22 protein-coding genes and 4 tRNA genes are annotated in these 24379 nt (G+C 38.1%); 12 read left to right on the plus strand and 14 right to left on the minus strand.

The window, feature by feature from the left end; all coding sequences use genetic code 11:
* Positions 1–5: 5 nt before the first annotated feature.
* From J8L70_RS14640 to J8L70_RS14685, 10 genes are all read right to left on the minus strand, one after another.
* Positions 6–1859: a diguanylate cyclase gene (locus J8L70_RS14640; RefSeq protein ID WP_211056332.1), complete on the minus strand. Its 1854-nt coding sequence runs from the start codon at positions 1857–1859 to the stop codon at positions 6–8.
* Entirely contained in the window at positions 1856–2644 is a 789-nt protein-coding gene (locus J8L70_RS14645; protein WP_211056356.1) for a TatD family hydrolase, read from the minus strand. The genes J8L70_RS14640 and J8L70_RS14645 overlap by 4 nt, the downstream gene beginning before the upstream one ends.
* Positions 2640–3155: a hypothetical protein gene (locus J8L70_RS14650; protein ID WP_211056333.1), complete on the minus strand. Its 516-nt coding sequence runs from the start codon at positions 3153–3155 to the stop codon at positions 2640–2642. Before J8L70_RS14650 ends, J8L70_RS14645 begins: the two co-directional genes overlap by 5 nt.
* A gap of 2 nt (positions 3156–3157) precedes the next feature.
* The gene (gene tatC, locus J8L70_RS14655) at positions 3158–3898 is read right to left on the minus strand and encodes a twin-arginine translocase subunit TatC (protein WP_211056334.1); all 741 of its coding nucleotides are present in this window, start codon (positions 3896–3898) and stop codon (positions 3158–3160) included.
* Between the two features lie 38 nt (positions 3899–3936).
* Positions 3937–4281 carry a Sec-independent protein translocase protein TatB gene (gene tatB / locus J8L70_RS14660; protein WP_211056335.1) on the minus strand — a complete coding sequence of 115 codons (345 nt, stop codon included), beginning with the start codon at positions 4279–4281 and terminating at the stop codon, positions 3937–3939.
* A gap of 5 nt (positions 4282–4286) precedes the next feature.
* On the minus strand, positions 4287–4523 hold the full coding sequence (gene tatA, locus J8L70_RS14665; protein ID WP_211056336.1) for a twin-arginine translocase TatA/TatE family subunit: 237 nt from the start codon (positions 4521–4523) through the stop codon (positions 4287–4289).
* A 71-nt stretch (positions 4524–4594) separates the two neighbouring features.
* A complete protein-coding gene (gene ubiB / locus J8L70_RS14670; protein ID WP_211056337.1) occupies positions 4595–6196 on the minus strand; it encodes a ubiquinone biosynthesis regulatory protein kinase UbiB in 1602 nt (533 codons plus the stop codon).
* A 9-nt stretch (positions 6197–6205) separates the two neighbouring features.
* Positions 6206–6877 (minus strand): SCP2 sterol-binding domain-containing protein, encoded by a 672-nt coding sequence (locus tag J8L70_RS14675; RefSeq protein WP_211056338.1) that lies wholly within the window; start codon positions 6875–6877, stop codon positions 6206–6208.
* A gap of 16 nt (positions 6878–6893) precedes the next feature.
* Positions 6894–7649: a bifunctional demethylmenaquinone methyltransferase/2-methoxy-6-polyprenyl-1,4-benzoquinol methylase UbiE gene (ubiE, locus tag J8L70_RS14680; protein ID WP_211056339.1), complete on the minus strand. Its 756-nt coding sequence runs from the start codon at positions 7647–7649 to the stop codon at positions 6894–6896.
* Between the two features lie 80 nt (positions 7650–7729).
* Positions 7730–8716: a GGDEF domain-containing protein gene (locus J8L70_RS14685; protein ID WP_211056357.1), complete on the minus strand. Its 987-nt coding sequence runs from the start codon at positions 8714–8716 to the stop codon at positions 7730–7732.
* 325 nt (positions 8717–9041) lie between these two features.
* On the opposite strand from J8L70_RS14685, the gene J8L70_RS14690 reads away from it, so the two are divergent.
* From J8L70_RS14690 to J8L70_RS14705, 4 genes are all read left to right on the plus strand, one after another.
* Complete coding sequence (locus tag J8L70_RS14690) at positions 9042–10814, plus strand: DUF885 domain-containing protein (protein ID WP_211056358.1); 1773 nt, start codon at positions 9042–9044, stop codon at positions 10812–10814.
* A 99-nt stretch (positions 10815–10913) separates the two neighbouring features.
* A complete protein-coding gene (locus J8L70_RS14695) occupies positions 10914–12395 on the plus strand; it encodes an FMN-binding glutamate synthase family protein (RefSeq protein ID WP_211056340.1) in 1482 nt (493 codons plus the stop codon).
* 54 nt (positions 12396–12449) lie between these two features.
* Positions 12450–13223, plus strand: a complete 774-nt coding sequence (locus J8L70_RS14700; RefSeq protein WP_211056341.1) for an amidohydrolase — start codon at positions 12450–12452, stop codon at positions 13221–13223.
* Between the two features lie 53 nt (positions 13224–13276).
* Complete coding sequence (locus tag J8L70_RS14705; protein WP_211056342.1) at positions 13277–14692, plus strand: mannose-1-phosphate guanylyltransferase/mannose-6-phosphate isomerase; 1416 nt, start codon at positions 13277–13279, stop codon at positions 14690–14692.
* 15 nt (positions 14693–14707) lie between these two features.
* Here J8L70_RS14705 and J8L70_RS14710 read toward each other — a convergent pair whose 3' ends face one another.
* The 3 genes from J8L70_RS14710 to J8L70_RS14720 form a co-directional block, all read right to left on the minus strand.
* Positions 14708–16867 carry an ATP-binding protein gene (locus J8L70_RS14710; RefSeq protein WP_211056343.1) on the minus strand — a complete coding sequence of 720 codons (2160 nt, stop codon included), beginning with the start codon at positions 16865–16867 and terminating at the stop codon, positions 14708–14710.
* A 189-nt stretch (positions 16868–17056) separates the two neighbouring features.
* Positions 17057–17713 carry a response regulator transcription factor gene (locus J8L70_RS14715; RefSeq protein ID WP_211056344.1) on the minus strand — a complete coding sequence of 219 codons (657 nt, stop codon included), beginning with the start codon at positions 17711–17713 and terminating at the stop codon, positions 17057–17059.
* Positions 17714–17929: 216 nt separating this feature from the next.
* On the minus strand, positions 17930–18301 hold the full coding sequence (locus tag J8L70_RS14720) for a histidine triad nucleotide-binding protein (RefSeq protein ID WP_211056345.1): 372 nt from the start codon (positions 18299–18301) through the stop codon (positions 17930–17932).
* A gap of 86 nt (positions 18302–18387) precedes the next feature.
* Between J8L70_RS14720 and J8L70_RS14725 the strand changes: the two genes are divergently transcribed.
* Positions 18388–18978 carry a DUF2057 family protein gene (locus J8L70_RS14725; protein ID WP_211056346.1) on the plus strand — a complete coding sequence of 197 codons (591 nt, stop codon included), beginning with the start codon at positions 18388–18390 and terminating at the stop codon, positions 18976–18978.
* A 48-nt stretch (positions 18979–19026) separates the two neighbouring features.
* Here the strand turns inward: J8L70_RS14725 and J8L70_RS14730 are convergent, their stop codons facing one another.
* A complete protein-coding gene (locus J8L70_RS14730) occupies positions 19027–20868 on the minus strand; it encodes a M1 family metallopeptidase (RefSeq protein ID WP_211056347.1) in 1842 nt (613 codons plus the stop codon).
* Between the two features lie 142 nt (positions 20869–21010).
* Between J8L70_RS14730 and murB the strand changes: the two genes are divergently transcribed.
* From murB to J8L70_RS14765, 7 genes are all read left to right on the plus strand, one after another.
* Positions 21011–22030 carry a UDP-N-acetylmuramate dehydrogenase gene (gene murB, locus J8L70_RS14735; RefSeq protein ID WP_211056348.1) on the plus strand — a complete coding sequence of 340 codons (1020 nt, stop codon included), beginning with the start codon at positions 21011–21013 and terminating at the stop codon, positions 22028–22030.
* Positions 22017–23009, plus strand: coding sequence for a bifunctional biotin--[acetyl-CoA-carboxylase] ligase/biotin operon repressor BirA (gene birA / locus J8L70_RS14740; protein ID WP_211056349.1), 993 nt, complete (start codon positions 22017–22019; stop codon positions 23007–23009). The genes murB and birA overlap by 14 nt, the downstream gene beginning before the upstream one ends.
* Positions 23006–23698 (plus strand): type III pantothenate kinase, encoded by a 693-nt coding sequence (locus tag J8L70_RS14745; protein WP_211056350.1) that lies wholly within the window; start codon positions 23006–23008, stop codon positions 23696–23698. The genes birA and J8L70_RS14745 overlap by 4 nt, the downstream gene beginning before the upstream one ends.
* A 133-nt stretch (positions 23699–23831) precedes the next feature.
* Positions 23832–23907, plus strand: a tRNA-Thr gene (locus tag J8L70_RS14750).
* 41 nt (positions 23908–23948) lie between these two features.
* Positions 23949–24033 (plus strand) — tRNA-Tyr (locus J8L70_RS14755).
* Positions 24034–24078: 45 nt separating this feature from the next.
* Positions 24079–24153 (plus strand) — tRNA-Gly (locus J8L70_RS14760).
* Between the two features lie 12 nt (positions 24154–24165).
* A tRNA-Thr gene (locus J8L70_RS14765) sits at positions 24166–24241 on the plus strand.
* The last annotated feature ends 138 nt before the right edge of the window (positions 24242–24379 follow it).

The raw sequence follows: 24379 nt of genomic DNA on the forward strand, positions 1-24379 counted from the left end.
TACTCCTATTCTTCTATTGGAAAACTAACAACTTTATTTCGACCGTTTTGCTTTGCATGGTAAAGCGCTTTATCTGCATTGTTAGTAAAAATGTCAGGTTGCTTTATATCAGTTGCGATACAGCTGTAGACGCCCGCACTGATAGTGACAGAAATTATATTATCATCGGCAGTGATTTGGCTTTGTTCTACTGCTTTTCGAACACGCTCAGCAATCTCAAGCGCCCCAAACTTTGCCGTGTTCGGTAATAAAAGCACAAATTCTTCACCGCCGTAGCGTGCAGCTTCATCCAGCGGGCGCCTAATTATTGTTTGCAGAATATTCGCTACATTTTGAATGACTAAATCACCCGCTAAATGACCGTAGCTATCATTTACCTGTTTAAAGTGGTCAATGTCGAGCATAATGAGGCTTAACTCCGTTTGCTCACGTCTTGAACGACGCAGTTCCATGATTAACTTTTTATCAAAAAATCGACGGTTTTTAACACCTGTTAGCGCATCTTCCATGTTGAGCTGCTCTAATTCTCGGTTTTTTTCTTCAAGCTCACCAAGTGTTACCTGCAATTCAAATGTACGCTCATTAACTTGTGACTCAAGTTCTTCTCGTGCTTGCTCTTGTAACTCAAGCCTCTCTTTCAATAAGGTATCTTGTGCAGCACTTTCAGCGATGACGGCTTGTTGATTAGCGACTTGTTCATCTCGTTGCAAAATAAATAACTTCATTACTGCGTAACTGATACAAGATGCGCTTGATAAGTAACACATAAACACAAATATGATCGATGTACGTGGGAGTGCATAAATACCAAAAACAACGAATATTAAGTAAATAAAGACAATAAAATAAAAAAGTAATGCAATAAGAAAGGCTTTTGCGGGGCCTGTTGCGTGCTGTTTAATACTGCAAGCTGTGGTGATTAAGTAACTGATAATTAAAAAGGGAGTGATGATCAGCGCTGTTTTTGAAATTACTGCGATAGGAAATAGCCAAATAAATAATACGCAGACTAAAAATACACTATTAATGAGTCTTTTCGGTTTATCCCACCAAGCGTTTTTAATACCGCAAATACGTTTTTCTAACGGTGCAAATAGTAATGCGTTAAACATGAGTAGTATAGGAATGATAACTTGTTGTAGTGAAGGTAAGTTTGGATGGAAATACCTAAAGCCATAGCCCGAAATATAAAATAATAAGCACCATAACGTTAGAGTAAGCACACCAGCGTATGCAAAATATAATTTACCAGAAAACCCATACAAAACTAAATGAGTCAGCGCCATTGAAAGAACAAAGCCAATCAACAGACCATTAATTGAATTAACCTTACTTTTATGTACTAAATAGGTATCTTGTTGCCATAAGTGCAGGGGAACTCTAACTCCGGCTTCATTTTCAATTTTAGCGATTATTGTATTTTGACTATGTGCAGCTAATGCCAGCTTTATTACAAATGACTCGCTTTTAATTTGCCTAGCAGAGATCGGTAATGAGTCTCCAAGGGTCGTTGAACTAATTAAAGTTTCGCCTTGAAATTGAAATACCTTGGCTAATTTTATTAATGGATTATCAAGAGATAGTAAAGTGTTAAAGTGAGTAGGCTGCGTATTGTTAATCGTAAATTTAATCCACACAGGCTGTTGTAAAAAACCTAAATTTAGAGAATGGTCGTTTAGAGTTTGCCATTGATTATCGCTCAGCATGAGTGCTTGCTCAACGCTACCTGGCTTTAGTGAATACATTAAAGAGGTGATTTCTTGATGTTTAAAGTGCTCATTAACTGTAATTGAGCTAGCAAAACTAGCATAGCTAAGCGCAAACAAATATATCGCTAAAATATACTTTAGGCTCTTCATGTATTGTGCTCTAAATTAAAAAGAGTATAAAAGTTTTTAGTTGTTTGCGTTGCAACAACGTCATCAGGCAATTTATAAAGTTGAGCTATAGTGTGGCAAACATAGGATAAATATGCGGGCTCATTTTTACGGGACTTAGGTTTCGGTTTTATGGTTCGTGGAATTAAAAAAGGCGCATCAGTTTCTATTAATAACTTATCTAATGGAATACTAGGAATTAGCTGCTGTAATTCTTTTCCTCGGCGTTCATCGCAAACCCACCCGGTAATACCAATATAAAGGCCTAAGTCTAAATAATTTTTTAGTGCCTCAGCGTTACCAGTAAAGCAATGTAAAACACCTTGTACTTTAAACTCTTTTAAAATATTCAGCATATCTTCGCTGGCATCACGTTCATGCAAATAAACGGGAAAATTAAGTTGTTCAGCTAATGCTAATTGTCTTCGAAATACGTTGCGTTGAATGTCTCGAGGGGAAAAGTCACGGTTATAATCTAAGCCACATTCACCAATGGCGATCACTTTTTTATTACTAGCAAATAAACTTAATTGTTCTTCTAAAGTGTTGTCTGCTGTTTTAGCATCGTGGGGATGCACACCTACGGTGGCATATAGGTTATGATTTTGTGCAAGCGTTAACGCTGATTCAGAGCTACTAATATCACATCCAATAACCAGCATATTCGACACTCCCGCAGCATGGGCGCGGGCAATTATATCAGTGTGCTGGTTATCAAATTGTTGGTTAGTTAAATTAACGCCGGCATCTATCATTATTAAGCTAATTTGTACGTTTTACGCGAATTGAGCGGTTTTGATTTGCTTTTTTCAATAAAAATGAATTAAACACGCCTCGGCTGATAATAATTTTATCTTCGGCTGTTAACTTCATACTATCTGAGCCAATCTGGCGCCATTGTTGCCCATTATCTAAGGTGATAATTAGCTCACCATAAGGTGCCTTTTTAATTGAAGTAACGGTTGCTTTTATTTCAGTTGCTTTTCCTTTGGTTATTTCTTTATGCTCTAAACCAAAGTCATCTTTTTTCACATCGCTTTTTGTATTATCTGTCACTATTGGTGCGCTTGCTTGCACCATTTCTTTTGCAGCGATGCTTGGGACACTACTTGTATTTTGTGATGCTGCTTTGCCCGCGATAATATTGTCATAGCATAATAAGCGGTTAAAATCGTTTTCGATTAAGCTACATGCTTCTAGTGCCTGGGTATTTATTTGTGCATGAGCGCTAAAAATAGGGGTACTAAATAAGACGATAAGTGAGAGTATTTTTTTCATTGTTATTCCTCTGGTTTTTGTTTGGGTTTTGCAGTGTAGATATTTGCTAAAATTAACCCTAATTCAAATAAAACTAGCATAGGTACTGCCAGAAGTGTTTGTGATAGTACATCTGGAGGCGTTAAAAACATCGCGACAACAAACACACCAACCACAATATAAGGACGCTTTTCTTTTAAGCTTTGCGTCGTCGTTGCTCCACTAAAACATAAAAGCATAATGGCAACGGGTATTTCAAAAGCCACACCGAATGCAAAAAATAGCTTTAAAACGAAACCTAAATAGCTACTTATATCAGGCGCTAAAGTCATCATTTGTGGGCCAACACTGGTAAAAAAACCTAAAATAATAGGGAGCACCACAAAGTAGCAAAAAGCAATACCGCTATAAAATAACAATATACTTGATGCCAATATTGGTATTAGCATACGCTTTTCATGTTGATATAGACCAGGAGCAATAAACCCCCATATTTGATGTAATATCCATGGAAACGCAGCAAATAAGGCAACAAATAACGTTAATTTAAATGGGGCAAAAAAAGGTGCCGTTACATCGGTTGCAATCATTGTTGCAGTGCTAGGCAGGTGTGCCACTAAAGGCGCTGCAACAAAGCTATAAATATCATTTGCAAAGTAAATGAGCCCTAAAAATATAACCAAAATACTTAATAATGATCTTATTAGTCTGCCTCTGAGTTCAATTAAGTGCCCCACAAAACCAGATTGCGCTTTATCACCCATTATTTTTTATACCATTATATATATTGACCACAGCGTGCTTATTTAATTTCATTTTTATTTTCAATCTTACTATCTTCAACAAGATCAGCTTCATCGTTGCGTTTGTAGCTGTGTGTTACAGATTCAGCCGCTTTTTTTAATTCATCCAGCGATTCTTTTAACTCGGGTGCCAGATCGGTTAAATTTTGTTGTTCAGCTTTTTTTAAATTGTCGTGTAGTTCTTGCACACGCAGCTCTTCACTCACTTCAGCTTTAACCGAATTGGCAAGTGACTTTAATGTTTTTATCCAGCGGCTTACAGTGCGAATTGCTACCGGCAGGCGCTCAGGTCCTAATACAACTAAGCCGACGATGCCAATTACAACCAGTTCCCACATGCCCATGTTTATTAAACCTTGTTATCGTCTTTTGCTTTTTCGCTATTTTGCGCCGAAGTTTCTGATTTTTGAATTTGTTCTGATGGCTCTACTTCGGCAGGTTTGTCATCGGCCATTGCTTTTTTAAAGCCTTTTACTGCACCACCAATGTCACCGCCCATGCCGCGCAATTTTTTAGTACCAAAGATAAGTACGATAATTGCTAATATAACCAATAGCTGCCAAATACCAATGCCACCTAACCCCATGTTATTCTCCTATTGAAAAATGAATGATTACCATACTAATTATACGCCCACTTACTAAAATAGCACTTTGTTTATATGCGCCGCCAAGCGCTAAAAAAACTGATTAATGATATCAAACCAACAATACTTGCAGCTAATAAATCATTTGCCAAATAGCACATTGCAGCAACGATCAATGTACTTGCACCAAGTAAACCTAGCAACATTGGTTTTTGTGACTGATGCTGAACCTGAGTTTGTTGCTGAGGTATTCTTTTTAGGTTTTGATAAATTAAATCAGGTAATTCGGGCATTTTCTCTGCCCAAAAAGGTAAGTTAGCATACATTTGTTTCATTACTGATAACGGGCCCACTTGTTCTTTTACCCAATCTTCTAAAAATGGTTTGGCTGTTTTCCACAAATCAAGCTGTGGGTAAAGTTGACGACCTAAACCTTCAACATACAGTAATGTTTTTTGTAAAAGTACTAATTGAGGTTGTACTTGCATGTTAAAGCGTCGCGCAGTATTAAATAAGTTAACCAACACATGACCAAACGAAATCTCAGCTAAAGGCTTATTAAAAATAGGCTCACATACCGTTCGTATCGCAAATTCAAACTCTTCTACACTGGTATCAGCAGGCACCCAGCCAGAGTCAACATGTAGTTGTGCTACTTGGCGATAATCTCGATTAAAAAATGCAATAAAGTTTTCGGCTAGATAACGCTTATCTTCTTTATTTAAAGTACCAACAATACCACAATCAATACCAATATATTTAGGGTTTTCAGGGTGCTCAGTGGAGACAAAAATATTTCCTGGGTGCATGTCAGCATGAAAAAAGCTGTCTCTAAATACTTGTGTAAAAAATACCTCTACACCTCGTTCGGCTAACAGTTTCATATTGGTATTTTGTGCTAACAGCGCTTCGGTATCAGATACTGCAATGCCATAAATGCGTTCCATCACAAGTACATTGTTGCGGCTATAGTCACTATATACAGTAGGAATATAAAGTGAATCTGAGTCTTCAAAATTACGCTTTAGCTGAATGCCATTCGCACCTTCGCGCATCAGGTCGAGCTCATCAAGTAAGGTTTTTTTGTACTCTTGAACAACCTCTACAGGGCGTAGTCGCTTTGCTTCTTTTTGCGCTTTGTTGATGACTTTGGCTAACTTCTCCATTAATGCTAAATCGGCATCAATTTTTTCTTTAATATCGGGGCGTATTACTTTTATTACCACATCCTGAGTAAGCCCTTGGTCATCTATTATTGTTGCCGTATGGACTTGAGCAATAGAAGCTGAAGCAAGGGGGGTTTGCGAAAAGTCATTGAATAAAATACCAATATCATCAATTTCTAATGCTTGCTCAATAATTTTCTGTGCTAGTGCGCCTTCAAAAGGAGCCACTTGATCTTGTAGTAACGCTAACTCAACAGCAATATCTTGGGGAAGTAAATCTCGGCGTGTAGATAGCATTTGCCCAAATTTTATCCAAACCGGGCCTAGGTTCTGCAATGCAAGTCGCAGTCGTAATCCAGCCGATTTATCACGATGTTTATTATTAAGCCAAAATAAACTGCCACGTGAGAATTTAACAAACCAAGGGATTTTATGCTTAGGTATGAGCTCATCAATACCATAATTCAATAAGGTTTTGGTGATATAATATAAACGTGCAATTGACACAAAATATCCTTAATTTAAGGTGCGTATTAGTACATTAATACGTTGTTCAAGCGCTGAAACATGGTTTTTAACATCGCGATTACGTTGTTTAAACTGAGCAAGTTCAAGAGGGTGGATTGTCACAGCAAGTTCATCTTGAAATAAGCTACTAACTAACGCGTTTATTTTTGTAGATGCATTGAGGGCATTATGATGAATAGATTTTAAATTTAGGTATAGCTGTTGTGCTGCTGCATCTGGCATATACTTTGAAAACTGTTCTGGCCAATCAATGTTTAATTTTGAAAAAGCACCGCTATAAGTTTGCGCAATGTTTAAATCACCTTGCAAATCCAATTTATCTTGGCGAATAAGCTGAGTTAACATTGCTGGGTTTTTCAGTGTCAGTAAGGTATTAATATCGGCGCTGATCAGGCAATCATAATCTGAATCACGTGCTGCGGTAAATAAGTGTAAGCGTTTGCCATCAAAAACTATTTGTAAGGCCTGTTGCCAGTCTCTAATCTCTACGATTAAACGTTTATGCTGTATTGTTTCTAACGATTGACTAAGTAATGGATCAAGCACGAGCACCTGATTAAGCACTTTTTCAATTATTGAAAGTACAATTTGAGGTAGCAGCAAAAATTGTGATGCATCGTTACAAGTTGTACTTTCTATTTCTGAGTGTTCAGATGCCATAACAGCCTACTTTAGTTTAGTATTTAAAACCACGATGAAGAGCAACAATACCACCTGTTAAGTTTTGATAGGTCGTTTGTTCAAAGCCTGCTTCTTCCATCATGCCTTTTAAAGTATCTTGATCAGGGTGCATACGGATCGATTCAGCTAAGTATTGGTATGATTCGCTATCATTTGCAACGAGCTTACCCATGGTTGGCAGTAAATTGAACGAGTAAAAATCATACGCTTTACTAAGTACTTCATGCTTTGGTTTTGAAAACTCTAACACTAATAAACGACCGCCTGGTTTTAAAATCCGATACATAGAGCGCAATGCTTTATTTTTATCGGTTACATTACGTAAACCAAAGGCAATTGTGATCACATCAAAGCTGTTATCAGGAAAAGGCAGTGCCTCAGCATTCATTTGTACGTAGTCAATATTACCAACAAGACCGAGGTTATGAAGCTTTTCACGACCTACCTTTAACATTGAAGAATTTATATCACCTAAAACGACTTGCCCGGTATCACCAACAAGTTGACTAAACTTAGCGGTTAAATCACCGGTTCCTCCGGCTAAATCAAGAACATAATGACCTTTTCGCACACCTGAGCTGGCAATGGTTTGGCGTTTCCATAATCGGTGTACACCAAATGACATTAAATCGTTCATCACATCGTATTTTGCTGCTACAGAGTGAAATACATCCGCTACCATTGAGGCCTTATCGTTAGCATCCACCGTTTTATAGCCAAAATGCGTCGTTTTTTCAGGTGTTTCTTTCATCTCTTTTCTCTAATTAGGCACTAAAAGCTGTTCAATAGTGTACTGTAATGTACCCTGTGGGTGCAATTTGATTATGTGTTTTAATGTCCTGCTGTAAAGCTACTTTCTCCTAATGATTTCGCTTTGTATGCTGCCAGCGATGCTCTGCGCGCTAATTGATTAAACGCTTCGCTCTCAGATTGTTGAGCAATACCCAGCGAAAGGCTAATCGGAGGTAAAGACTGGCCGTTTTTTGCGCTTTTAAATGAGAGTTTTTCAACCCCTGTTTTCACTTTCTCGGCAATAATATTTGCTGTTTCAGAGTCTATGTCAGCTAAAATTACCGTAAATTGGTCTTGTGCTGTGCGCCCTGGAAGGCCGCTTTGGAGTACGTATTTATGTACTTGCTTTGCTACCTTATTTAAAATCACTTCGGTGACAGAGTCGCCAAAATTATGATTATAATCATCAAGGTTATCTATATGAATCGCAATAGCGCAAACGCTCTTTTCTTGGTGGGTCCACAGTTGGGTTTGCTGTGTTAAATAATGGCGTTTATATAACCCTGTTTGCAGATCAATAGTATGTAACTTGCGAAGCTTACTCAGCTGCTCTTTGCTTTTACTATGTAATTGCACAGCACGCTGTAATTGTTGTTTAAATTGCTTATGTTGTGCCAGTAATACTGCTGTTTGCTTATTTAATTCCAACAATGCTTGCTTGCTTTGTTTGATATTATTTTCATCAAGAGTATGAACGCATTCTCTAACATGACCGGCAAATTCAGTAATTTTATGCGAAGTTACTTGGGCATTTTTAGACAGAGAGGTTATAACATGATCAACATTTTTTATTAAGTTAACTTCAGTGTTATGGCCAATGTTAATAAACTCAAAATACAGTTGTTCTATGAAAACACAATCTATTTTATTGTTGGTGGCAAGCGCTCTATCAATGGAGCTGTTTAAATTAGGGTTTATTTTACTAATATATGTATAAGCCACTTGATAATTAAGCGGCGTTGGCGGCAAGGTATGACGCTCTAAAAAGAGGCATACGTTGGTCATTTTTTCTTGTGCAATAGCCATGGGGTCATGGAACATCATTTATCAATACCAATTCAGTATATAACTGCTAATAAAACATCCTCCCTGAATATTTTTAGTCTAGCTTTTATTATTTTATTAAATATATTCATTTTTCTGCGTCTATTTAATAGTAAAAGCCAGAGATAAGAAACTAAAAAGTGCCTTTATGTGATTTAATCGTGTTTTTCATTCGTAATTTAATTCAAAAGCATTAGAAATAAAGAGGATACTTTATTTGCGATGAAACAGCTTAGTCGCAATTACTTGCTATTTATTATACCTAGGTTAGCTTATGAATATCGAACATTTAGTGATGAAGACAGTAATGATTTATTTATCCTTAGCGCCTTTTAAGCGGGCTTTATTAACCGTAACTTTAACCTGCACCTTGAGTGCCTGCCAATTAAGCTCTGTTAACAGCGATGCGCAATTTACATCGATTGCGAAAAATATTGTAGATTACAGAGCACGTACCAACCCTTTGCACGATGATAAAGGTGTTGGTGGTTATTTGTTGCCCAATTTAAGTGCGGAATTTTTGGCACAACAAAATCAGCAAAAGATCACTTTTCTTAGTCAATTAGATGCCATTGATATTGATAAGCTCAGCGATGAAAACCGTATAAACTTAAATATTATTCGTGCTCAAGTACAAAATAGCGTTGATGAATATCAATTTCATGCTCATTATATGCCTTTAACTTCTGAGTATGGGTTTCACTCTAGCTTAGGTTACATGCTAAATCGTGGGGCTTTAAAAAATGAGCACGATTTCGACACCTATTTAGCGCGTTTATCACAAGTCCCTCGGTTTTTTTCGCAAAATATCCAATGGATGAAAGAAGGGTTAAAGTCAGGTTTAACGCAACCCAAAGTTGTTTTAGATGGCTATGAAGCAAGTATTGCAGCGTATATTGTTGATGATGTAACTCAATCTGAGTTTTATAAGCCTTTTTTAATAAATACGGCCGGTTTACCAATAGCAAAGTTTAATGCCTTACAAGCGAAGGCTAAATTGGTGATTAAAAATAATGTAATTCCTGCATACCAGGACTATTTTACGTTTTTTACCACGCAATATCAGCAAGGCGCACGTGAAACTATCGGTATTTCGCAAACACCGAATGGTCGCGCTTTTTACGAAAATAGAGCGCAGTATTACACCACAACATCTATGAGTGCTAAGCAAATCCACGAATTAGGTTTACAAGAAGTCGCGCGTATTCGTAGCGAAATGGAGGAAATAATAAAAGAGTTAAATTTTGATGGCTCTTTCGCTGACTTTATTCATTTTTTACGTACAGACCCGCAGTTTTATGCCACAACGCCAGAACAGTTGTTAAAAGAAGCTGCGTTTATTGCCAAAAAAATGGATGCACAATTACCTAAGCTTTTTCATACCTTACCGCGCATGCCTTATGGTGTTGCGCCAGTACCTAAAAACATTGCGCCTAAGTACACAACAGGGCGTTATGTTGGCTCTAACCGGGATGATACCGCCGGTTATTATTGGGTTAATACCTATGCACTAGATAAGCGTCCTTTATATGTTTTAGAAGCATTAACACTGCATGAGGCTGTGCCAGGGCATCATTTACAAATTTCTTTAAATGCAGAGTTAGATAATTTACCGAGTTATCGTCGAGATGCCTATTTATCAGCATTTGGTGAGGGGTGGGGTTTATACTCAGAGTTTTTAGGCATTGAAGCTGGATTTTATCAAGACCCTTATAGTCGCTTTGGGCGTTTGACCTATGAAATGTGGCGAGCAGCTCGTTTAGTCGTCGATACCGGTATGCATATGTATGGCTGGAGCCGAGAACGTGCAATGAATTTTATGAGCGAAAATACGGCTTTATCGTTACATAATGTTAAAACCGAAACTGACCGATACATATCGTGGCCAGGGCAAGCGCTTTCTTATAAAATTGGTGAGTTAACAATTAAAAGGTTGCGTAAAAAAGCGGAAAAGGCGTTAGCGACAGACTTTGATATTCGTGAATTTCATCATCAAATATTACGCCATGGCTCTGTACCTTTATCGGTACTTGAAGCGCAAATTGATTTATATATTCAACATGAATTAGCTAATAAATAAATTTAATTGTTTATCATTTATACAACAAAGGTGTTGTGTACTTTTTCACACCACCTTTGAGCTATAAATAAACGAATATAGAGGGGCGTGAGGTTTTGAATGAGTGACTTTATTATTTTTAGTATTGATGTATTTGCCAGTTTATTTATTGTTGTACTGGGTATTATTGTTTTAGCTACGGTCATCTTTTACTTTAGAGATATAACACAAACAAAGCATGCAATAAGGCGAAATTACCCTGTTATTGGTCGTTTTCGTTATTTTTTTGAACGCCAAGGTGAATTTTTCCGCCAATACTTTTTTGCATTAGACCGTGAAGAAATGCCATTTAATCGAGCTGAACGCAGTTGGGTTTATCGCGCAGCAAAAGATGTTGATCGTACTGCTGCATTTGGTTCTACTCAAAGTTTAGAAGCGACAGGCACCGTTATGTTTATGAACTGTGCGTTCCCAACTTTAGATGAAGATGCACTTGAGCCAAGCCAAGTTACTTTAGGTCCATATTGTAGTAAACCTTACATCACTAATTCACTATTTAATGTGTCGGGCATGAGCTTTGGCGCCCTGTCAAAACCAGCTGTTCGTGCTTTATCAAAAGGTGCTAAGTTGGCTGGGTGTTGGATGAACACAGGTGAAGGTGGTTTGAGTCCTTATCACTTAGAGGGTGGGGCTGATTTAGTATTTCAAATAGGTACGGCTAAATATGGTGTTCGCGATGAACAAGGGCAGTTAAGTACCGAAAAGCTAAAACAGATTGCTGCACATGAACAAGTAAAAATGTTTGAATTAAAAATGAGTCAAGGGGCTAAACCAGGTAAAGGGGGCATGCTACCTGGGCGTAAAGTAAATGCCGAAATTGCAAAAATTAGAGGTATTCCCGAAGGCAAAGACTCGATTAGTCCAAATGGCCATCCTGAAATTAAAAAGCCAACTGATATTTTAGATATGATAGCCACTGTACGTAATGCGACAGGAAAGCCCACCGGTTTTAAAGCTGTTATTGGTGCATACGAATGGCTAGAAACATTATTTAGTGAAATAAATCATCGAGGAATAGAGTCTGCTCCTGACTTTATTACTGTTGATAGTGCCGATGGGGGCACAGGGGCTGCGCCGCAACCTTTACTTGATTCTGTTGGCTTACCTTTACGAGAAAGCCTGCCATTGGTTGTTAATTTACTAGAAAAGCATGGTTTAAGAGATAGGGTTAAAATTATTGCTTCAGGTAAACTTATTGTTCCCTCTAAGGTTGCTTGGGCATTAGCATTAGGGGCTGATTTTGTAGTCTCTGCTCGTGGTCATATGTTTTCTTTAGGGTGCATACAAGCTCTGCAATGTAATAAAGATACTTGCCCAACGGGCATTACAACCCATAGTGAACGACTACAAAAAGGGTTGAATGTGGCCAATAAAGCACAGCGGGTCGCCAATTATAATAAGTATATTCATTATGGTGCTGGGTTAATCGCTCATTCTTGTGGTGTAAATAGTGCACGTGAATTAAGTCGTAAGCATGTACGTATAGTGCAAGAAAATGGGTTGTCGGAGCCATTAGATAAAATGTACGAAAATTATCAGTAATATGCGTAATTAGCACACGTGATTAAAATTCATTTTTTATAAGGGCTATTATTTATGGCAAGTCTAACCATTAGCTTAGTACAGAGCTCGCTGCATTGGCTTGATAAAACAGCGAACTTAACCATGTTTGAACGCCAATTAGAGGCGATGAATTGTCACACTGATTTAATTGTCTTACCAGAAACTTTTGCCACGGGGTTCGCTATTAATTGTGATTGTGCGGAACCCGAACAGGGCGGTGTGCTTAAATGGATGAAAGCACAAGCGAGCAAGCACTGTGCTGTTATCGCTGGCTCTGTGTTGGTTGCACAAGGAAATAAAAAAGCCAATCGCTTTTACTGGGTGAAACCCAATGGGGAAGTGATGTTTTATGATAAACGCCACTTATTTCGTTTGGGTTGTGAGGGGGATCATGTGGTCGCAGGACAAGCGCGTAAAATATTTACCTTAAATGGTTTTAATTTAATTCCACAGGTATGTTACGACCTACGTTTTCCGGTGTTTCAACGTAACCAAAATGATTACGATATTATGCTAAATGTAGCTAATTGGCCTGCCGCCCGCCGTCATATTTGGGATACATTATTACAAGCACGTGCGATAGAAAACCAATGTTATGTGGTGGGTGTTAATAGAGTCGGTCATGATGGTAATAAAGTCGCACATAACGGCGGCAGTGCCATTTATGACTTTAATGGTGAAACACTAGCTGAAGCGGCTGATAATAAAGAAGAAATAGTAACCTTTACTTTAGAAAAAACGTTATTAGAAAAATTTAAAACGGGGTTTCCAATTTACTTAGATGCAGATAATTTTAGCTTAAGTTAGCACCTAGCAATTTTACTGCTAAAATAGCGGCTGATATTTTTGTTGGTGGCTTTATGAATCCCTTAATTACTCCTGTTATTTTAGCTGGCGGCATTGGTACGCGGTTATGGCCACTTTCGCGCCAAGCAATGCCTAAGCAATTTCTACCTTTGCTTGATAATAAGCACTCACTATTGCAAAGCACACTAGGTAGGGTTAGTTCTACTATTTTTAATAAGCCAATTTTAGTGTGTAATGAGCAGCATCGTTTTATTGCCAAAGAGCAATCAAGACAAGCCGATCCCCAAGCATTAATTCTTGAACCAAAAGGTAGAAATACAGCTCCAGCTATAGCATTAGCTGCACATTATGCACTTAGTCAAGGGCAGGATGATCCCTTGCTAGTCATGCCTGCTGATCACCATATTGAAAACTTTGATGTGCTAAATAACCAGCTCGATAGTGCAATTAAATTAGCTAAACAAGGAAAAATAGTTACTTTTTCTGTGCCTCCTACATCCCCCCATACGGGGTTTGGGTATATTAAACAAGGAGATGAAATTGCTGATACTCGTTGTTTTGAAGTATTAGCATTTGAAGAAAAACCAAATTTATCAAAAGCTCAAGCGTATTTATCACAAGGTGGCTATAGCTGGAACAGTGGGTTATTTTTATTTACGCCAAGTGTTTATTTAAAGGAACTGGAACGTTTTGCACCTAAAATAGCAGCCAGTGTGGCTGCATCAGCACACTTTAGCAATGATTTAGGATTTACACGCCCTTGCGTTAAGGCGCTCGAGAACTGTCCAAGTGATTCAATTGATTATGCCATTTTAGAGCGCAGCAATAATGTTGTGGTTATGCCTGTTGAACTTATTTGGAATGATGTGGGTAGTTTTTCAGCTTTGTGTGCGTTAAGTACTAAAGACGCTGATGACAATAATATTCATCGCAACTATGTGGCACAAGATAGTAGTAATAATTTAGTGATGAGTGAAGATGATCACACGGTTGCAACTTTAGGTGTGAGTAATTTAGCGGTTATACATACCCATGATGCGACATTCGTCGCTGATAAAAACCAACTTGATAAGTTACCTTTATTATTACAGCAGTTAGCTGTAGGGCACAGTGAGAAGTTAACGCATCACCAAGTCGTTTATAGGCCATGGGGGAGTTATCGAATTTTAGCTCAGAGTGAAGGCTTTAAAGTAAAGAAAATAACGGTCAATAGCGCAGCTAAACTTTCAACTCAGCGCCATCAATTTCGTGCTGAGCATTGGGTGGTTGTATCCGGGGTGGCAACGGTGAGTATTGATGGGCATGTAAGCCTGCTTAGAAAAGATCAGTCATGCTACATTGCCGCTAAACAAATACACAGCTTAGCTAACTATCAATCCAGTGCCTTAATTGTAATTGAGATACAAACCGGAACCATTTTGGATGAAAGCGACATTGAACGTTTTGAAGACCAATACGGGCGCAGTTAAATACCAAAATTGCAATTATGGGGTTATCTGACTTCTTATAAACTTTAAATATTGCTCTAAGCTTAATTGCCACAGTTTAATCGTATCATTAAGCTGCTCAGTAACCGTTTTGTTGTCTAACATACGTCGCTCTATTTTTTTTAGTGCTAAGCCATAGCGATTAAACCCAAGCTGTAATGCCGTACTTGCCTGACGGTGTAGTAACTTAATGCATTGTTCTGGGTGATGAGTGGCTAACTCATTTATCTTTAATTGTTTTGAACGAGCGCATAATAAAAACTCATTATAAATAGAGGCTAGTTCATCTTCGCTAAATGAACTCATTAAGGTTTCTGCGGCCGTTTCATCGTACAAGGTATCTACAAGTTCTGTTACTTGGTTTGCAGTTTGATTAATTTGAGAATCGCTCAATGCTTGGCGCAGCTTTTCTTGCTTGATAGGCTTTCCTACAATATCTTGAATACCTAAAGCTAAATACTCTTTTACTTCATCTGGGCTTAAACTAGCCGTAAAGGCCAGTACGGGTGTGCGTTGATTTTTATGTTCGATACGTTTTAACTTTTTCAAAACCTCTTGACCGGTAAGATCAGGTAGGTTCATATCTAATAACACCACATCAAAATGATGTGACTGCATATACCCAATGGCACTTTTTCCATCGGACGCCAGTTTTATTTTATGTTCATCATTTGCCATAAATTCAATGGCTATTTTTTGGTTTAACTCTAAATCTTCGACTAAAAGAACATTGAGTCCGGTGGCGTACTCGGTACTTTGGTGTCGTTGCTCTACTAAACTTAGCTCACCGAGTGCCATATGCAGAGTAAAAGAAAATTGGCTTCCTTGATTTAATACACTTGAAATCTCTAATTTACTATTTAGTTTGTGTAATAATCGACTGGTTATAGCCAGCCCCAAGCCTGTGCCGCCCTTTTCTTTACCGGCACTGCTTTGTACATAGGGTTCTGTTAGGTAAGCGATTTCATCATTTTCAATACCAGGACCTGAATCAATAACAGATACCATGATGGTATGCTCTAAAGGTTTTTTAGCAACTAAATCTACTTGAATCTTTACACTACCTTGATCAGTAAACTTAATGGCGTTGCCGACTAAATTAATAATAATTTGTCTTAGTTTTTGTTGATCACAGTAATAACAAGCTTGATCGGGAATATGGCAAACAAGCTCAAATTTAAGCTGCTTTTGTTCAGCTAAGGGGCTCAGTAATAAGCATAAATTATTTAGCCAAGCTTTAAACTCAATATCTTCTTCATATAGCGCATCGTTACTTTGATCTAAACTAGCGTAATCGAGCACCTTATCGACTAATAAGTTGAGTGATTCGGCCGAGTTTATAATTGCTTCACAATAGGCTTGATTGCGGGCATCGGTGCTTTGATTTAACACTAACTGAGCGCTGCCTAAAATACCATTCAGAGGGGTTCTTATCTCATGACTGATCGTTGAGAGAAATAAGCCTCTAATCTCGAGATCTTTTTGTGCTTTTTCAGTAAGTTGATTTAGCCGCTGCTCTCGCTGTTCATTACACAGTAAAGCAATTCCTGCAGCGTAAAACATAGGGGCGATAACACCATTAATGAATAAAATACTATTAAACCAGTACTGATAACTAGGGGCATTTAAATCGGTGCTACTCATTAATAGCGTTCGGCTTAAAAAGCCCCCGGCTACTAAAAGTAAAATAGTAATATAAACAATACTTCCATTAGGGTATGGACGTCTTGCTAGCACAATAAACAAATAAAATAAAAAACAGGCCTCAATTAAATGTTGTATATCTGAGATATAAATACGTGCCCGGAAATTGGGGTTAATAAAAGTAAAGTAACCAATTCCAATCGCACTCACTAACGTGATTAATGCAACATACCTAAACCCTTTACCTTGATAATTTAAAAACTGACTCAGTGCATAGCAATGAATTAATGATGCGATAAAAATTAAGCTATGTGTAAAGCTATTAACTAATAGCGAATTAGCTGATGTGTAGCCACTATAGCTAACAACGGCAATCAATAGCGTGATTGGGTAGGTGATATATAGCAAAGTACCTGGGAGCTGCTTATTGGTACGCCACGTTAATGTACTTAATAGGGTCATTACTAATAAAGTCGCGATAGATACATAAAACAAAGTGGTTGAATCAAGCATTTGAAAAATCCAGAGCTGGGATGTGGGCTGTAATTTGCTTATATATACTTTAATTTACATCGATACTTTTAATTAATAAATACAATTATTTATGTTCATTCAAAGTATTTCAATAAAATGCGAAGCTTTTAGGTTAGATAAAAAAACAGACACATATGTGTCTGTTTTTTACTTTAATAAAATACGTGATTAGCGTATTTCATCGGGTATATTTTGTTGTGCCCAAGAAAGTAATTCAATGCGATTACGACACTTAGTTTTTCTAAAAGCACTATATAAATGTGTTTTAACTGTATGTGGACTAATGCTTAGTTCTTCTGCAATCTCTTTATTTTTAGAACCTTTACTCATTAATGAAATAATGGCTTTTTCGCGTTTAGTTAGCTTAACAGGCTCAATATCGCCCTCAGTCAGTTTATAAAGCGCATCTTTATTAAACTGCAGCATGCGATTTAATGCATTACACATAATGTCACGACGGTACCAAAGTTGGTCTTCCATTAATAAACGGATACCTTTCATTAGCACATCGGCATTATCAGTCGTGTAAAACACACCACGAATACCACTAAGTAAAGCTCTGTTAGCAAACTCTGGGTTCTCGTCTAGATTAAAAAGAACAATATCGCATTTGGTGCGTAAATTTACTAATTGCTCTTTAAGTTTGCCCCAAGCATCGTTGCTTGATGTTTCAATAAACAAAAGGCGAGTACCTTCAGGCACATCTAAAATGTTAGTACCGGTAGTGACATTTAATCCCTGCGTTTTTAGCAACGGCTCCAGTACATTAATACCAATTGTGTTTATTGGTTCTTGATCTAGTAACAAAAAGGCTGAACTGCTCATGTTAATTTTCTCTTAATAAAGCTGACTAATTATAGTTTACCATGACCACCAGACCTTTTGTATTAGAAAGTGAGTTATCGTACAAGTACACGCACTACCAGAAGGCAATCTAAAGTGTGAATGTTACTATTAAGTAACTTTTGTGGTCATTTATTTACAAATGTTATCATACTTTTATTTTAAAAGTTGTAACATTTATAGTTAAAAACAATGTTTTTAACTTTGTTCTTTTTTCGTGTTTTGATAAGGAGGCCATCCCATTTCGATGCCCGCGAGCATATGTAAATGAATATGGTAAACCGTTTGACCACCATGTTCATTGCAATTCATAACGACTCGATAACCATCTTGTGCAAACCCAAATTGTTTTGCTAGCTTAGCGGCAGTTACATACAACTCGCCAACTAAGTGTGAATTTGATGCATTAATATCATTTATTGTTGCTATTGCTATTTTGGGAATAATAAGTGCGTGAAAAGGCGCTTGAGGATTTATATCCTTAAATGCTAAGGTATTTTCGTCTTCGTAAATAATGTCGGCAGGTATCTGCTTACTAATTATTTTACTAAAGATAGTGTCATTACTCATATGTTGTCTCGGGCATTATTAAATTATGTTCACTAATGACAAAAATCAGTGTACGTGTCAAACCTAATTAAGTGAAAGGAGCAAAAATGCGTAAACCAATGTTAATGGCGAGTTTGTTATTATTAATCAATAGCACTGTGAGTATGGCAGAAACCATTTCATTTCCAGAAGAAATAATCCCATTACAAGTAGATAACCGAGTGCTTGAGGGTTCTTTGTTTAGCGCTATTGAACAGGTTGAGTTAGCACCGGGGCAGTATCAATTAAAACTTAAATATAGTGATTTATACGAAGATGGTTTTGATAGTCATGCCGTGGTTGAATCGAAACCATTTTGGGTAAATGTAACCATTGAAGCTGAGAAGGATTATACCTTAGCGTTTAATCGCGCTAACAATGTTGTTGCCGCTAAAGTGTTTGCCGAATCTCCCAACGTTAGTTTAAAAGAAAACGCGAGTGCTATTTCAACACCCCTTACGGTATTAGCAGATGTGGGTATGGTTTTAGAGAGAAAAAGTGCATTAACAGTGCAGTCGAAACAATTAAATACAGTTACCGATTCACCAGCGTCAATGGGAGAGCTACAAGCTCCAAACGCTTCAGAGATGCTAGATTTTTGGTGGCAGCAGGCAAGTGTTGAACAGCGTAATGATTTTATTAAAAAGGTTACAAAATAGTATATTGCAATTAAACAGGGCCAAATATGGCCCTGTTTATTATTTGTTTTATTTAAATAAGGCGTCTACGGTTCCTTGTGCAAGTGGGTGATAACCCGGACGTGCTTTAAGGTATACCTTATGAGCCCATTCTTTTTTACCATTTTGAATAAGCGCTTTGTATAACGGGACAATTAGTTTTCGACGACCAATGCCTGATAAGTGTTCATCTAAAGCGGGATATATTGGCTGATATCCATTACCTACGGCTAGCATAAACCAAGCAAATGCACGTTCATCATTCGTTGACTGAGTTAAATTAAACTCATTATCTAATTCGGTCATTTTACTGATACTTAAATCACGAGGGAGGTTATTTAAAAAGTGTAACCACTCGTGCACTGTCCAATTAGCTGTTGGTAATTGCGCGGCTGTGGTGCTTCCTTTTAACCATGCGGCGGTCACAGTATCTACTTTATCAAATGCATCTGAAGTTGGGTTCGGTGCATCACTGGGTAAGCCCGGTTCAAAAATCCACTCGTTTACTTTATCCATGCTAACAATGCCTGGGTACTTTTCAATTAAGTTTGCTTTTAAATAAGTTACAAACTCTGCTGTAGTAAGCGATTTAAATGAAAATTCTTTAAAGTATGCTTTTACAAATGAATCGAATTTATCACGACCATATTTTTCTTCGAGGTAGATTAAAAATAGTTGGCCCTTAGTGTATGGTACTGAGCTAAATGCATCGTCTGGATCGCGGCCGTTTAATTTTAGGTTTAAACGTGTATCGGGTGCATCAATGGTTTTAAGTTGTGCGCGAAGACCGGCTGAGTCTAGCGCTTGCTCCATAACCGCACGGTCGCGACCAAACACTTCTTCCATAATGCGGTTTTCAACGTATGAGGTAAACCCTTCGTTTAACCATAAATCTTCCCATGTTGCATTTGTCACTAAATTACCAGACCAAGAGTGAGCCAATTCATGTGCAATTAAATTAACTAAGCTTTTATCGCCAGCAACAACGGTAGGGGTAATAAACGATAAGCGTGGGTTTTCCATGCCACCAAATGGGAAGCTAGGTGGCAACATCAGTAAATCGTAACGTCCCCATGCATATTCGCCATACATAGTATTTGTTTTATCTATCATGGCTTGGGTGTCGTCAAACTCGGCAACCGAAGCTTCTAAAATTGTCGGTTCGGCAAAAATACCGGTTTGATGTGACATTGCTTTAAATTCTAAATTACCTGCACCAATAGCGATTAAGTAAGGCGAAATAGCTTGTGGCATGTCAAAGTGATAGTCGCCATCTTTATATAAGGCATCTTTGTTATCAGCACTCATAACAGCACGAATGTCTTTAGGTGTATGAATGCGTGCTGAGTACGTAACGCGCATTGCAGGTGTATCTTGTACAGGTAACCAGCTACGAGCATGAATAGCTTGTGATTGACTATACATAAATGGGTGCGTTTTACTTGCGGTTTGTTCTGGTGTTAACCATTGCAATCCAGATGCTTCTGGTCGGCTATTATAGTAAATACGGACTTTTTTAGCTTGGCTGGCAAAATTAATAGTGAGTTTTGAGCCTTTTACATCATCACGTTGCGCTAAGGCAAAGTGTGCTTTGTGCCAGCTACCATTCTTTGCTTGATACATTACTTTATCAATATCTAAGTCTCGGGTATCGAGAACAAGCTGTTTGCTCGTGCTGTTATTCCATTTTAAGGTGTGTTCTACAAAGCCTTCTAATTGCTTGTCTTCAAAGTCGACATCTAAATCAAGGTTTAAGTGCGTAGTAATAACATCATCGAGGTTAGCATAAGAGTTTTGATCGATTGCTTGTGCCATTGCTTGTGAGCACATACCGGCCATAGCAAGGCTTAAAAAAAGAGGAGTGATTTTCATAATGATCCTAAACACAAATAAATTAGTGCTGGTTTTATACCATGATTACTAGAGAGGGTTGAGCTATTTTTACATTTGGATGCGCAATTTGCGATGATGCGCTAAACTACCGCGATTAGTTACCTGTATTTTAGAGAACGCTGTGGCGCAGTCATTACAATCCTTACATACATTTGCATTAAATAATCAATGCCAGCACTTAGTCGAAATAAAAAACATAGAAGATCTTAAAAAACAGCCGTTTTTATCTCCATTTTGTTTGTTAGGTGAGGGGAGTAACACCGTTTTTTTATCTGACTTTAGCGGTACGGTTATTAAAATGGCCACGCAAGGTATTAATATTACTCAGCGCAGTGAGGACTATTTAATCGCCGTTGCAGCAGGAGAAAATTGGCACCAGCTCGTTTGCTATTTACTTGATGAGAATATCCCTGGGCTTGAAAACTTAGCGCTTATTCCTGGGACTGTTGGAGCTGCGCCGGTACAAAATATTGGCGCCTATGGCGTAGAGATTGCGTCGTTTATTGAAGCTGTTGAGTATTATGATATAGCGAGTAAAACAATAAAGCAGTTAAATGCACAGCAATGTCAGTTTGGTTATCGAGATTCAATATTTAAGCATCGTTTAAAAAATAAAGCGGTGATCACCTGTGTATATTTGGCAATACCTAAAAAATGGCAGGGCGTACTAAGTTATGGCCCACTACAGCAACTAAAAGCCATCACCCCGCGTGCTATTTTTGAGCATGTAATACAGACTCGCCAAAGTAAACTACCCGATCCAAGTACATTACCTAATGCCGGAAGCTTTTTTAAAAATCCAATCATAGACAATACCACCTTACAACAGCTACTAAGTCGTTTTAAAGACTTGCCCCATTATAAATACAACGAAACTCACCATAAAATAGCAGCGGGCTGGTTAATCGATAACGCAGGACTAAAAGGTTACAAAGTTGCAGGGATAGAAGTACACCAACAACAAGCATTAGTACTTATTAATAAAGGCAATAGCCTTGGTCGTGATTTAACTGCCATGATAAAGCATATTCAAATAGTGATTATGCAACGATTTGGTGTTGCACTTGAGCACGAAGTGCGGTTAATCGATTCACATGGTGAATGCCATCTAAATATGGAGTATCAACATGAAGGTCCCTAATGCTAATAAGCTTGCTATTTTAGCTGCCTTAAATAAAGGAGGATTTGTATCAGGTCAGGCATTAGGTGAACAATTAGGTATTAGCCGTGCTGCCGTTAACAAGCATGTTAAAAGCTTACAAGAAATGGGCCTAGATATTTTTCAGGTCACAGGTAAAGGGTATAGTTTAAATAGCGCGGTAGGGTTACTTGAGCATCAACAGATTATGCAATGCTATCAGCAGTTAGGTGCTGGCAAAGCACAAATAGAGTTGCATCCTATTGTTGATTCAACAAATAGCGAGTTAATGCGTCGAATTCAAAGTGACACATCACTCGAATCAGGCAGTGTCGTTGTGGCCGAAATGCAACAAGCTGGACGAGGGCGACGAGGAAGAGTATGGCAGTCTCCATTTGGCGCTAATTTATATTATAGCTATTTTTGGCGTTTAGATGATGGCCTACAAGCTGCAATGGGGGTATCGATTGCCGTGGGCTTGGCCGTTTATGATGCAATTAAGGCGTTGTATCAAATTGATGTAGCACTTAAATGGCCTAATGATATTTATATTAATAATAAAAAATTAGCAGGCGTATTGGTTGAGCTAGATGGGCAACCACAAGGGCCTTGCCAAATAGTGATGGGAATTGGTATTAACTTAAATATGCCTACACACTTTAGCCGGCATATTGACCAACCATGGACGGATTTAAGTGAGCATACAACGCAGCTACAGAAAAATAAATTAGTTGCGTATTTAACTTACCATTTAGAGCAGCGATTATCGCAGTACAGCGAAACGGGTTTACAACAAATGTATCAACAGTGGAACCGCTTAAATGCATTTGCAGGTGAATGTGTTGAGCTTAATACAGGACACCGAAGTTGGCGTGGTATTTGTGAAGGTATTGATCAGCACGGAGGCATAAAAATACGCAGTGATGGTGAAGTTAAAAGCTATTATGGCGGAGAAATTTCATTGAGAAAGGCTGATTTATGAAAGTATTGATTGATGTGGGTAATACATCACTTAAAGTCGCTTTACAGCAAGAGGGCGAATTAAGCTTTTGCCACGTAACCAATATACCGTGGCAAAGTGTGAACGAACTGATTTATGCATGCGTAGGTAAAAGTGAGTTATTAGATGAGCAACTTGTCATCGCTAAACACTATCATATCCCCTGTTTTGAAGCCGCAGTAACAAAACAACTGGGTGGCTTACTGTGTGGATATGAAAATGTATCTAATTTAGGAATTGACCGATGGATTGCCCTGATTGCTTGTTATACCTTATTTCCTAACAAAGCGTGTATTGTTATCGATGCGGGAACAGCAACAACAATTGATGTGTTAACACCCGACGGACAGCACTTAGGTGGGTGGATAATTCCTGGTTTAGACTTAATGACTTCATCATTAACACAAAATACACAGCGAGTATTCGATGATAATACAACTCAATTTGTTGCTGAGCTTGGTACTAATACCCCTAATGGATTAAAAAATGGGGCGTTAATGGCAACACTCGGTGCAATCGAACAAGCAAAATTACAATTAACAGCACAAAATCCAACCATTATTTTTGCTGGTGGTTATGGAAAAATGTTAAGTGAGCATTTTCAAGGTGGTATTTTTGACGAAATGCTCGTCATGAAAGGATTAAATTATTGGCGTAATTTAACGCAATAAAGAATTAAATCATTAAAAAGCACCTGTTTTGCATGAAAACTGAGCGTTTGAAGCAAATAATCGCATTTTTTTTAATTTTATTGTTGCATCCCAATAAACCTTACTCTAGAATCTCGCCCCGTACTAAAGCAGTGCCGACTTAGCTCAGCTGGTAGAGCAACTGACTTGTAATCAGTAGGTCAACCGTTCGACTCGGTTAGTCGGCACCACTTTCTCTTTAAGTGAAAGTAATTTAGTTAAGAATTTTCGTGGAGGGGTTCCCGAGCGGCCAAAGGGATCAGACTGTAAATCTGACGGCTCAGCCTTCGCTGGTTCGAATCCAGCTCCCTCCACCACTTTATTCTTGACGGTTAGAGGTAGTTTAAGAACAGGTTTCTAAAGCGGGCATCGTATAATGGCTATTACCTCAGCCTTCCAAGCTGATGATGCGGGTTCGATTCCCGCTGCCCGCTCCAGTTTCTGGTGTTGCTGATATAGCTCAGTTGGTAGAGCGCACCCTTGGTAAGGGTGAGGTCGGCAGTTCAAATCTGCCTATCAGCACCAGTCTTGAAATCTCCTTAAATACATTTCCTTTATCTGTCAGAAAAAAACTATTTGAAATTTGAAAAAATTAACTTAATCTACCTGCGGTGGATTATTTTCAATATGTAATCTAGATACACAAAACTGATAGGTTCCGTC

Source organism: Pseudoalteromonas sp. MMG010 (genome assembly GCF_018100905.1).
Taxonomy (GTDB): Bacteria; Pseudomonadota; Gammaproteobacteria; order Enterobacterales; family Alteromonadaceae; genus Pseudoalteromonas.